Here is a 13,046-nt window from a genome sequence, read left to right as displayed (position 1 = left end):
TGTATGACTGTGTAAAATTAGAAATCAATCAAAGATTCTTCTAGTTCATTTAGTTCTGATTCTAAACTGTTTTCCAGTTCTTGTATGTCTTTTAAAAGAGGATTTTCAAGGGTTAGAGAAGATTGCAATTGGGAGAGACTTAATTCCAGCTCAGATGCTTTAAAATCTAAGATTTCTTTAAAGATATTGACTCTTGTTTCCAACTCTTTAACTTTCTTATTACGAAGTTCTAGACCTTGGTCATAAGTTTTAGCTTTTACCGCTTCTGTTTTGAACTGATTGATTTCCTCTGCAAGAGATTTGATTTCCTCCTCTAAAGATTGTTGAACTATAATCCCCATATCATTTTGGTTTTGAGGAGAATTATAAAGCTCAAAAGAATAGACTTGAGAAACCTTTTCAGCATCACAATCCTTAACTAGTTGTTTAATTGAGTTGAGAAGGTCTTGGTATTGAGAAGGGCAAAAGTATCCTCCACCATTGGGATTGATTCTGACACAAAATTTAGTCGTAAAGCGTCTGAGAAGCAAGCGGATATCTTCTGCTGTAGCTTCAATTTGTTTTTCAATCTCTTGCTTAAGTTCAATTAGAAAGATGTTGAAATCTTCTTCTGGTAATGTTGTAGAGTCAATAAGCTTTTCGCTGATTATGTCATTTTCTAATTTGACTATGGCAGCGCAATTATACTCTAGTACTTCCTGATACACATCAGCTTTTTCCGAAACTATTCCCAGAACAATTTCTTGATTATTGCTTTTGATGTACCGTAGTAGATAACCATTAAGCCCCTTTCGGCACTTACTAACCGCTTTTTTGAAGGCTGAGTGGTAAGCTTTCTTGTTAGGATGAAGACATGAAGGAATCTGATTGATTTGAATAAGTTGTTGGAACAGTTTCCAGCTTATGTGTAGTTCAGGTGTGACTTTCCAACTTATGATTGAACCTAGTAAGTTTCCGCCTTGCTGCTTAAGATTATCTTGAGTTTGTTTAAGGTCATTGATGTTCATGGCTTATATTTGAGTAGAGTAATTGTCATCAAAAATGAGGCGTAAGCCGATAACAGGTTCAGAAAATACTCAAAGAAATATTGAGTATTTTCTCAAGAAAGTTTTCCTATGATATTTTGGCAATCTCTAAACTTTGAAGTTTTTCAGGTATTTTTGCTGTTATTGCTACTAAAACTTCATCAGGTTGTTCTTTGCAGATTCGTTTAATTTCGGCTAAAATTAGTTGTTTAGATTTGGCAACACCATTGCGTTTTTGCTGTATGCTAAGAGGACGACAAAGTTGACGAAGTTCCCGGAAATTAAGATTTTCGATGATTTCTTTAACTTCATCATGAAGGGAAATTGATGTAAGTTGAGATTTTTGAGATAATTTGACTAGGGGTTGATTTTTATCAGCAGAGTTTGTGTCTATCTGGGTTTCTTGTGATTTTTGACTTTCAGCAATGTTGAGAGGCGCTTCCACTGCTAAAAGTTCAGAAACTTGTGAGTAAAAATCTTGTTTTTCTTCTCTTAGAGTAGGAGGTGTTTCTAACAGCCAAGACAAGAAATAAAGATAAACAATAAATAAAACAAAAGAAAGTCCTAGATTTTCGAGTATCATGTTATTAATCTCCTTTGAGAATTGCCAATAATGATGACAATTTTTTGTCACTAATAATTGCGTTAGCAAAAAAAAGTCTCAGTTTATTTCTGAGACTAAATATTTTTAATCGCCTGCATTACACTGACAAACAGAGAAGATTTCTGCTATTTCCCCAACCGAAAATTCCTCGTAAATATTATTGAGAACTTCACTGTAGAAATTTTGATTAGTTATGTGGCATCCTAGAATTGCCTCAACAAAACTTTTGGAAAAATCCACAGATAAACTACTGTATCTCAAGGATTTGACGAGATAATCCTGGTAATCTATTACTATTAGGGGAATTGTCAATCTTATTTCCGAATTTGTTTCCAGTACAACTTTGATAAAATTGAAATGAGTTCGCCCTTTAGGAATTAGATTGCCATTGAAAGGACATTCATTCCAAGGTATAATAATTTTATCTTCAAGGCAGACTCGAAAACAAAAGAAAGGGATAGTTTCAACCACAGCTAATCTGTATTCAATTCTGCCTTCTTGAAAACCTTTAATTTCACTTGGGGTAGGATTGGTTGCACACCAAATCAACTCCCAGTTACCACTTTCTTCTTCGGAAATAAAATAACTTAGTTGACCTCCTTCTTTTTCTAAGGGACGATAAAAAGGAGTATTTATACTTATTGCTAGCATAGTATGTAACCAAATTGTTTTCTTTAAAAATGGCGCAAGCCAAATTAAATTTACAGACATAAAAGGTTATTACTGTAAGCAGAAACTTGAGAGTTATTTACTGAAGAGATTAGTAAAAGTTAAAATGAGCAATCATTTATAATTAACATATAATCTATATTAGAGATAATAAGGCTAATCCGATGTCTAAAAAACTATTTCTAATTGAAGCTCCAGGAAAAGTTAAAAAATTAAAGCAAATTCTCGGACAAGAATACATTGTTAAAGCCAGTGGTGGACACATTCGTCAACTTGCCCAAGACGGAGAAGATAATCTGGGTTTCGAGTTGAGTAAAAATCGTATTCTCTGCCGATTTATTCCCAGAAACACCCAAGCCCAAAAAATTATAACCGAATTAAAACAACTAGTCCGAAACGTAGATACAGTAATTCTAGCTACCGATGAAGACAGAGAAGGAGAGATTATCGCTTGGCATCTTCAAGAAGTCCTCAATCTTCGTAATCCTCAACGTGTAACCTATAGAGAAATTACCCCTACTGCGGTAAATGCGGCTTTACAACGCCCTCGTCAACTAAACTTAAATTTAGTCAATGCTGCTTTAGCTCGTTCCGTTTTAGATAAATTAGTAGGTTTTAGAGGCTCACCCCTAGTCTGGAAATTAGGAAATGGGGCAAAATCTATCGGTAGAGTACAATCAGCAGCTTTACATATTCTCTGTCAAAGAGAAAGAGAAATTCAAAACTTCAAACCTCAAGATTACTGGCAGGTTTCGGTAACTTATGCTGAAGGATTTAAAGCCTATTATTTAGCGGAAAACTCGGCAAATTTAACTAACGAGACTGTTTCTGAAGACAGAGACGATGCAGAAGAAGGGGAAAATCAGAAAATTACCTCCACCAAAGTTTTAACTCAAGCTGAAGCAAATCGATTAGTAGATATTGCGCGTCAATTTCCTCACCAAGTTATCAAAGTTGAAGGTAAAACAGTTAGCAAAACACCTCCTCCACCCTTTACTACTTCTTCCCTGCAACAAGCCTCTGGTAGTCGTCTTAAATGGAGTCCTGAGAAAACTATGCAGGTAGCACAAAAACTTTATGAAGGGGGATATATCACTTATATGCGAACTGATTCGGTATATTTAGACCCCCAATTCTGTGCAACAGTCAAACAATGGTTAGCAGAAAAAGATCCTCAAAATGTTCCTGACAAAGTTACTTCATTTCGGCAATCTAAGACAGCACAAGAAGCACACGAAGCTATTCGACCTACAGATATTCGTAAAGCCTCAGCAGAATTAAAACAGGAGGTTTCAGAGGAAGAATTTGAGTTATACTTACTTATCTGGCTGAGAACCGTTGCTAGTCAATGTAAACCTGCACAGCTTACCAAATCTAAGATTATTACCCAATCTGGTAATGTATTCTGGCAAGCGAAAGGACAAGTTGTGGTATTTGCAGGCTATGGTAAGTATTGGAAAGATTTGAGCGCCGATTTTGTACTTCCCCAAGTAAACCAAGGACAATCTTTAACACTGACACAAGCCAATCATGAAAAGAAACAAACTCAAGCACCACCTCGTTATAGTGAAGCTAAATTAGTACAAATAATGGAGCGTAGAGGAATTGGGAGACCTTCTACTTTTGCACCTACAGTCAAAACTTTAAAAGAACGAGGTTATGCTGAAATACAAAAACGACAACTGCAAGCAACTAATTTAGGATTAGAAGTAGATGCTTTTTTAGAAAAAACCTTACCAGAGTTGTTAGAAGCTGAATTTACTGCTCAAATGGAAGATAAACTGGATGCTATTGCTTCAGGACAAGAAAATTGGGAACAATATATTCTTAATTGGAATAATAATTATTTTGCTTTAGCATTGGTTAAAGCCTTAAAGATTATTGAGAGTCAACCTTCTAGCCTACCTCGCCAAAACAATACTGCTGTTAAAGAGTCTAAAGTAGATTGTCCTTCTTGTGGAAAAAAAATGAAAGAAATTCCCTCGAAATCAAAAAAACTGCATAAGAATTATTTTCTAAAATGTTCTGGTTGTGAAGCAGTTATGTTTTATAATAAGTGGCGTAAAACTTGGGAACTTCCTAATAATAAATAATATTTTGAGCTAAGACGGCGATCGCCGTTTTAAACTAATAATGGAGTAACGATCATGATTAATCTCGAACAACTACAACCGTGTATAACGAACTCAGCTTAAAACCAGTTTGCGTGATTATGAATCCTGTATTAAGGTAATTAACACAGTAGAGAAGTTACAAGGCGGAGAAAGAACGTTTGAAAGAGCTTTTTATTCTTTCTGCTCATACTTACGTGATTTACGCCGTTTAACTACATATTGATATAATTTCTCGGCTTCTTCTAGGTTTTCACACAAATGTTCTTTGCGTCCACCTCGCCTTGATACTTTATCTCCCCAAACCCTACAGACTAGCCAATTTTTGAATAAGTCCTGACTGATATCACAGTAGTACCAGCGTGTACCGCGCTCCCAGAATGAATACTGCTTTGGCATATATATTACAAAATGAATTAAAAAGAGTTAAGAATATTCACTTTAGAATGCCAGTCCTCATCATAGCGAAAAACTAGTACATGAAAGTTGGCATCATATTTCAGATTTTCTCTTTGAATACGATCGCCTTCTTGTTGTTCAGGATGATCATGAATACTACCATCACAGAAAATAGCGACTTTGGCATCTATATAAACAAAGTCAGGTTTAACATTGACTTCAGGAATTAACATTTGAGCAGCATCAGGGAGTTTAATTCCTTGTTGATATAATTCGGCTAAAAACTCTCTTTCAAAATCTGAATTAGGATCAGTTTGAGCTAATAATTTTTGATATTGCACCTCACGGGAATCACCTTGACTATGACGCTCGATGTTACTATTGAGCAGTTGTTCTAAGTAAGGATGGATAACATTGCGGTTTAATAACGGGTGATCAAATTGATTGCGATAGGATAACAAACATTCATAACAGGCTTGGCTACAGCTTTCTTTTGGTTGTGTAAAATGGCAAATATCAAGGGCTTCTGCGGCTAATTTTGGCAAAGCGTTTTTATCTTCGAGTATCTGAGATAAAACTCCTGCACCCCCTTCGGATGCTTCCCAAAATAAAATATACTGTCCTTGTCCTAAACGCTCTGATGCTAATTCATTTTCTTCTAATTTATAGACTCCCTGAATAGCTCTTTCTAGGGCATATTGAAAACTGGCTAAAAATGATTCTGAGTTATCTTCAGGAATTTGTAAGGGTTTCACCAACAAAACATTACAGGTGTCTTCCACTAATAAATGCACTTCTGTTTGTAAGATATTTATATCTTCTTGAGTTTTCGCCTCACCCCAAACACCAGTAGTAACATTGAGCTTGAAACCTCTTTCTTGACTATTTTTTAAACCTCGATTAATACGCCAAACATTGGCAGTATCTCCATAGGTTAACTCCATGATTTGACTACCATCATCAGTAATAACAGTGGCTAATTCTTGCTTACCGCCATTGAAACGAAAATGAGTGGTAATATTGTAGCCATACTTAAGTCTTTCTTCCTCATCGCAAGTTATACGTTCTCTTCTGCGAGTTAACATAGTATCCATGTTGAGAACTCGATTTAATTTAGCTGGATTTCCATAACTATCAGGAGTAATTTTGGTTTGACAATTTTCACATAAATCCCTTAACCAATCATCTCCTGTATGAAAATAACCACAATTAGGACAAAAAGCAACTCTTTGATAAGCACTTTCAATCCCTCTGACGGGAATACGAGTTTTATTTAGTTGAAATTTACTGCCCTCATAATAAACAATATTTTGTGGGGCAAATTCTCTAATCGCCACTACACGAGGACGGGAAATAAATTCCCCTTCATCTCCCGTAGGAATATAAGCCCTCACCGGAAGACGAGGAAAGTTATAACCTGGAAGAAATCCTTCTGAGGCAAAATAACGATAGGGATAAAATTCCAATTGACTTTGATTTTTCCCTTGTTTAATTTGCCCTACGAGTAAATCAATTTGTCTTTGCGCTTCTCTTTGCAAGGCTTCAGCATTACTTCTTTCTTCTTTTGTTGTCCCTCCTGTGGCTGAGCGATCGATTACTTCACGAGACGATTGTAATTGTTTCACGGCATCTTGATAAAGTTTTCTCCAGCGATCGCACCCTCGGTCAAAACTAATTAAAGCATTATCTAAGGTAACCTTTAGCCAGTCTTCATTATACCAAGATGCTTTGGCTAAATCTTGTTGGCAGAATAAATCTTCTAAAATCAGCTTCGTTGCCTCAAAACAATCTTGTAATTGAGATGGAGTTAAAGACAATTGATTTTTAACAGTCTCTTTGAGAGGATAGCCTTCTACTTCTAAATCTAAAATTTGATTCATGGAGTTGTCTAAATATAACCCTGTATGAGCTAACCAGATAGAATGAAGATGAGACTTAATTAAATCTTGATTACCTAATTCTAATTTAGGGGGAACAACAACTCCGGCTACCATTTGTTCTTGTCTTTTGAAGAAGTATTGATCATGTCCACTACCAACCGCAGCATAAGTAATTACTAGTGCTTCTTGCCCACTACGTCCAGCCCTACCACTACGTTGAGCATAATTAGCAGGGCTAGGGGGCACATTACGCATATGAACTACATTGAGATCCGCTATATCAATGCCTAACTCCATAGTGGGGGAACAAAATAAAGCTGATAATTCTCCTTGACGGAAACTATCTTCTCTTTGTTGACGTTGTTCATTTTTAACTTGTCCGGTATGTTCTCTCCCTTCTAAGTTTTGGGTACTTAAATTACTGGAGTCATAAAAGTTTTGAAAAAAGTGATTAACTTCAATTTCTGTTTCTTCACTTCCTTGTAACCTTTTAGATGTCATAAGATCTAGGGGAATACTGGTTACTTTTTCTGCTTTCCAAATCAGAGAGTCAATCCGCAATTGCACTTGATCATTGTCTTTCAATAAATAACCTGCATCTGCTAAAGCGTTAATTAATGCTCTAATGAGTTCGTCATATTCGGTTTCAGGAAGGGGATATTGTCTATTATGCCAAGTATTAGGAGAACGCAAAAATTGAGCTATTTTACTTCTAGGAGTCAATTTAGCAATATTTTTACCCTTCCTGAAAGCTGTTAAAGATGCCCAACGAGCTTCATGTAAATATTCATATTCATCAAATGTCCAAGGCTCTTTAATTGCTTGTCGTACTTCTCGTTTCAATTTTTCTACTTGTTCGGGTTGCAATAAATCAGCATCTAAGACTAATTCTTTGCGTAGTTGATTGAGAACAGTTTGAATAATGCTATAACGTTGATCCGGTGTGGCTTGTACAAGTAAAGGATGGTTCTGTTTTTGCCAAAATTCCTGAACTTGACATATTTCTTTTAATCCTTCATATTCGATCGCCAATAAACCACATTGCTCTAAATTGGGTTGAACAATTCGCCATCCTTTTCTTAAGTCTTCATAAAGACGATATTCAATTAAATTACGGAATACTTGTTCGTTTCTTCTTTTCCCTGGTGCTCCTTCATATTCTGCTGGTTGCTTGGCGTAATCTTGTTGCGATAAACCCATTTTGGCGACTACTTCTTGAGCTAACTCTTGATGGGTAAGGGTTTTTTGTTCTTTTAAAGCACTATTAAGGGCAGATCTAAGTAAGCTAGTTTGCACAAAGTCGTTAAAATGACCTGCTTGTAAGGAAGCATCTTGACGATTATCCGTAAAACTCAGAATTTTTTGCGCTGTATCAGCAATAGCTGGACTTTGGCGTAAGCGATTAACAGTGGATAAACAGAGTAAAGTAGTTGTTGTGCTACGTCCTTCACTACTCAGACGAGTTAATTTGGTAAATTCGTTCTTTTTGCGATCATGAACTACGCCACAATTAAGACAGGTGAGAAAGGGTTTAGGAATAAACCAATAACTTGTACCCTTGAGTAAAGAAGTAGTAATTTTACCTTGGGGTAATATCTGCAATTTACGGGGGATAAAGTCTTGATATTCTTTGCTGACTACTCTTCCTTCTCGTTTTGTTTCTTTAAACCAAGATTCAGGAAGGCGATCGAGATCTGTAATTTCATCCCATAAATCAGGTTCATCGGGGGTTAGATAACCTTCACGAATATTGTTATCTTCCCCATTAAAATCTAAAGCATTGGGTAACATGGGGCGAACTTCTTGCCTATCTTCGTCATAGTGAACAAAATAATACTCCTGTCCGCATTCTCGGCAAAATACTAAAGGATATAAAAGGCGATTGCCTGTGGTGCTATATTGTCCTTCTAAAGTTAAAAATCGTTTTTCAGCATTCTCCGCCGTTGCATAGACACTCCCCCCTTGAGAAATAAATTGATGGAGGCGAAAAGCTAATCCTTTGGTTTTACTACCCCAGAGAAACATCTGTTTGAGGATTGCTAAACATTTATCTTCAGGGGTATTAGTTTCTTGGGCAAGTTGAGAAGCCCCTTGAGAAAGAGAAATAGGAGTCCGTCTAATTAAATATCCATCCTCATCATCTAAACCAAAATTCATCTCAATCCATGCTGATAAGGGATGATTTTGAAATGCTTTGAGAGTTTCATGATCTTCACCCTCTTTACCAAGGGTTGGGGGGATACCCTGATTATTAATTACCAATTGCAATTCTTGGACTGTGGGATAGGGGCGTTTAATGGAAGGTTCTAAGGTTTCGTCAATAACATTATTAGGTTTTACTTCTACCCCAAATAATTTACTCGCCACCTCTGCTACAGTTTTTTGGCGATCGCCTCTTTTCCCTTCGGTGGACATAGTTGCACTTGTACCAATACAGAGCAGTTTTTGACCGCATCTTTGTCTTAATTTACGGATTAAAATAGCTACATCTGCTCCTTGACGACCTCTATAAGTATGTAACTCATCTAAAACAAGGAATTTTAAATCAGCAGAAGCAACTAATTTTTCTTCATAGGTACGACTGAGCATTAACTCTAACATGACATAGTTAGTTAAGATAATTTGGGGCGGATTATTTTGAATCTCGGTTTTTTTGCTCAGATTTTCCTGTCCTGTATATTGTTCGACTCGAATATGAGTATTAGGCACTTGAGAGAGAAATTTATCAAATTCTTCCTTTTGGGAGTTAATTAGAGCATTCATAGGATAGACTAAAATTGCTCTGACTCCCTTAATTTCTGGATGACGCAGTAAATCATCAAAAATTGGGACAACATAGGTCATACTTTTTCCTGAACCTGTGCCAGTAGTTAACACATAAGCTTCTTGACGATGAGCTATTCTAAAGGCTTGTTCTTGGTGATAACGAAAAGTATAGGGAGTGCCATTTCTAGTAAAATAGTGTTTTGTCTCGGGATGCAATATCCCTTCTGTGATTAATTCGGTAACGTTTTTCCCCTGTTTATAAGCAGGATTAAGCTGAATCAAAGGATCTGGCCATAATTCTCCTTTTTCTAATTCGTCCTCGACAAACTGCTTAATTTTAGGGTCACGAATTTTTAAAAAACTTTCGATGTAGCTACGATAATCCTCAATGATTTCATTACGGAGATTAAATATATCTAATGACTCTATTTTATCGGTTTTTTCTAGGGATGTCTGGGGAGTTATTTCTGACTCTGAAGGGGGGTTAAACTTTTGTTTAAGTTGATTAGTGAGGGTTTCTGAGAGGGTATCGAGATTAATTATTTCTGTTAATTTAGTAAAATCCCAATCTCCGGTAATTTGACCAAAAATAAGCTCTAATTGTTCTGCCGTTATACTTTCTACTCCAGAACAGTCTAACATTACATTACCTTGACCAATTAACATAATAAATGGTGTCAGGGTTGTTTGCTCTTGTTGCAGTAATTCTTGGAGTTTAACGGGTATTTTCATTGGTGGTTTTTCCTTATCAACTGTTGCTTATTTGATTTAAATTAAATATATTTTAACGAGGGAGATTTTCTTATCTATCAACCTGATACCAATAGAGAGCGAGACTTCATTATATACCTATAGGGAGCGAGACATATACCAATAGGGAGCGAGACATATACCTATAGGGAGCGAGACGCTCCCACTCCCATGAACAATCCTTTTCCATAGGAATGTGAGCATCTTGCTCACTACTTCTCCTGATGCCTATAGGGAGCGAGATTTCATTATGTACCTATAGGGAGCGAGACGCTCCCACTCCCATGGGCGCAATCCTTTTCCATCGGAATGTGAGCATCTTGCTCACTAATTCTCCTGATGTCTATAGGGAGCGAGATTTCATTATGTACCTATAGGGAGCGAGACTTCATTATATACCTATAGGGAGCGAGACGCTCCCACTCCCATAGGCGCAATCCTTTTCCATAGGAATGTGAGCATCTTGCTCACTACTTCTCCTGATGCCTATAGGGAGCGAGATTTCATTATGTACCTATAGGGAGCGAGACGCTCCCACTCCCATGGGCGCAATCCTTTTCCATCGGAATGTGAGCATCTTGCTCACTAATTCTCCTGATGTCTATAGGGAGCGAGATTTCATTATGTACCTATAGGGAGCGAGACTTCATTATATACCTATAGGGAGCGAGACGCTCCCACTCCCATAGGCGCAATCCTTTTCCATAGGAATGTGAGCATCTTGCTCACTACTTCTCCTGATGCCTATAGGGAGCGAGACGCTCCCACTAAAATAGAATTAACAACTTTCCCATAAGAAGGGATAATTTTCTGGTATATTAACGTATTTTGCTTTAACTGGATTTTGTTTAATATATTCCCATGTATTTAAAAATTGTTCACGATCTTTCATTAAAATATCATAACGTCCATCTTGCCATACTTTACCAATATGTTTCATTACTTGGGGAATTTGTTTAGCACTATAGCTTTTTATACTGTGTAAAATACTTCCAATTGACCAATATTCAGTTTCTGATTTAGAATAAGGTTTAATTAAAAGGTGAACATGATCTGACATAATAACTGCCATATATAAAAAATAGCGGTTTTCATGAAAATGTAAACAACAATCTAAGACTATTTTTCTGGCTTCATCGTTTAATTCTAATCTTTCATAAGTGTTAAAGGTGACGAAATAAATTCCGCCTTTTATTTCCAATGTTGGTAATGGTTTTTTATAGGGCATTTTAGATTATCAACAAAAACATCTTTAATTAATTATATTTTTATATTTGGAATGTGAGCATCTTGCTCACTACATCATAACAAGTTTCTTATCTATCAACAGGGAGCGAGACGCTCCCACTCCCATGAACAATCCTTTTCCATCGGAATGTAAGCATCTTGCTCACTACTTCTCCTGATACCAACAGAGAGCGAGACTTCATTATATAGCTATTGGGAGCGTCTCGCTCCCACTCCCATAAGCGTACCGCGAGCGCGGATCTTTTCAAGATCGCAATCCTTTACGTAGGAATCTGAGCATCTTGCTCACTACATCATAACAGCTCTCAAGATTTTCTTATATATCCCAAAAAAAAAGATTTTATTCTAAGTATAATTTAGGATGACTATAAAGTTTGTTATTTTCTTTAATTGCTATTAATTTATCTCTTTTAATCCATTGACGTAAAGTTGTTTCTTTTACCTGAAAATAATCACTTAAATCTCTTAAGATTAATAGTTTTTCTTTTAATCTTAAAGCAGTAATAATCATTTTTTCTAATCTAGGCTTTAATCCTAAATATAATAACTCTTTTAATAAACTATAATCACCCATATCTAAGTTTTTTTTAATCGCTGATAAGTCAGAAGTGGCAAATCCCTGATGAAAACCTATATCTGCAAGTTCTAAGGCTTGATAATACTTAGTTCTTTCTGATAATTCAAATCCTTTAATCACAAGAGGAGGATAGCCTTGGGAAATGGCTAAATAATTAAGTAAAATTCTGCCAACTCTACCATTACCATCTTGAAAAGGATGGATACTTTCAAATAAGGTATGAATACGGGATAATGCTTCTAAAATAGGATAAATTTGCAAAGAATTTTTGCTATATTCACAAAAAGTTTTTACATAACTTTCAAGATCAAATTCTGGGGGTTTTACTTTTGCTCCATGAATAATAATTGGACTGATTCTAAACTTACCGCAATAATAACTATATTTATCAATTCCTCTTAATAATTGACTGTGAATAGTCCGAATTAAAGCTAAGTCCAAAAAAATTGATCCTTCTCGATAATATTGTAGTCCCAAATCATAAACAAATTGAGATGTACGATAATAATTTAATATTTCTGGTTGGGTTTTTTTTCCTTGTAATACAGCTTTTAGTTCTTCTTCGGTGGCAAAATATCCCTCAATAGATAGTGAATGTCTGGTGTCTTCTTCTAACATATATAACCATTCTTGGTTTTCGACTATGGCTTCGGGGAGTTTACCTAATTCATCTAAGAGTTTTTTTCTTTTGCTGATACTGTCACAATTACTATGAGGCATTTGTCGGTAAAATGGGCTAAAAGTATTGAAAGTTAATGCTTTCACTTACTGTAACAGTTTTTGTGATTTTTGCTGATTGTTACACCTCATATCAAGTTCGGGTGAATATTTACCCTGAATCCTTACATATTTATTAGCTCCCACTCTCATAAGCGCTCGCCTTTCCATCGGAATGTGAGCATCTTGCTCACTAATTCTCCTGATACCAACACAGAGCAAGACTTCATTATCTAGCTATAGGGATATAGCTATAGGGAGCGAGACGCTCCCACTCCCATAGACGCTCGCAATCCTTTT

At 36.2% G+C, this 13,046-nt stretch carries 7 protein-coding genes and 1 pseudogene; 1 reads left to right on the top strand and 7 read right to left on the bottom strand.

Annotated features, from left to right (window positions below; all coding sequences use genetic code 11):
- Window positions 1-17: 17 nt before the first annotated feature.
- The 3 genes from EA365_08845 to EA365_08835 all read right to left on the bottom strand — a co-directional run bounded on the left by EA365_08845 (window position 18) and on the right by EA365_08835 (window position 2,280).
- Complete coding sequence (locus EA365_08845; protein TVQ45027.1) at window positions 18-1,007, bottom strand: hypothetical protein; 990 nt, start codon at window positions 1,005-1,007, stop codon at window positions 18-20.
- A gap of 106 nt (window positions 1,008-1,113) precedes the next feature.
- The gene (locus EA365_08840) at window positions 1,114-1,608 is read right to left on the bottom strand and encodes a hypothetical protein (protein ID TVQ45026.1); all 495 of its coding nucleotides are present in this window, start codon (window positions 1,606-1,608) and stop codon (window positions 1,114-1,116) included.
- A 105-nt stretch (window positions 1,609-1,713) separates the two neighbouring features.
- Window positions 1,714-2,280: a hypothetical protein gene (locus tag EA365_08835; GenBank protein TVQ45025.1), complete on the bottom strand. Its 567-nt coding sequence runs from the start codon at window positions 2,278-2,280 to the stop codon at window positions 1,714-1,716.
- 182 nt (window positions 2,281-2,462) lie between these two features.
- Here EA365_08835 and topA point away from each other — a divergent pair.
- Window positions 2,463-4,379 (top strand): annotated as a pseudogene (gene topA, locus EA365_08830) (type I DNA topoisomerase).
- Window positions 4,380-4,583: 204 nt separating this feature from the next.
- Here the strand turns inward: topA and EA365_08825 are convergent.
- The 4 genes from EA365_08825 to EA365_08810 form a co-directional block, all read right to left on the bottom strand.
- Window positions 4,584-4,808 (bottom strand): WGR domain-containing protein, encoded by a 225-nt coding sequence (locus tag EA365_08825; protein TVQ45024.1) that lies wholly within the window; start codon window positions 4,806-4,808, stop codon window positions 4,584-4,586.
- A gap of 17 nt (window positions 4,809-4,825) precedes the next feature.
- Entirely contained in the window at window positions 4,826-10,186 is a 5,361-nt protein-coding gene (locus EA365_08820; protein ID TVQ45023.1) for a DEAD/DEAH box helicase, read from the bottom strand.
- A gap of 796 nt (window positions 10,187-10,982) precedes the next feature.
- Window positions 10,983-11,432, bottom strand: coding sequence for a transposase (locus EA365_08815; protein TVQ45022.1), 450 nt, complete (start codon window positions 11,430-11,432; stop codon window positions 10,983-10,985).
- 360 nt (window positions 11,433-11,792) lie between these two features.
- Window positions 11,793-12,749, bottom strand: a complete 957-nt coding sequence (locus tag EA365_08810) for a Fic family protein (protein TVQ45021.1) — start codon at window positions 12,747-12,749, stop codon at window positions 11,793-11,795.
- Window positions 12,750-13,046: the final 297 nt, after the last annotated feature.

Source organism: Gloeocapsa sp. DLM2.Bin57, from assembly GCA_007693955.1.
In the GTDB taxonomy this organism is placed as follows: Bacteria; Cyanobacteriota; Cyanobacteriia; order Cyanobacteriales; family Gloeocapsaceae; genus Gloeocapsa.
Note: the sequence above shows the minus strand (reverse complement) of the source record. Positions and strands in the feature narration are given on the sequence as shown.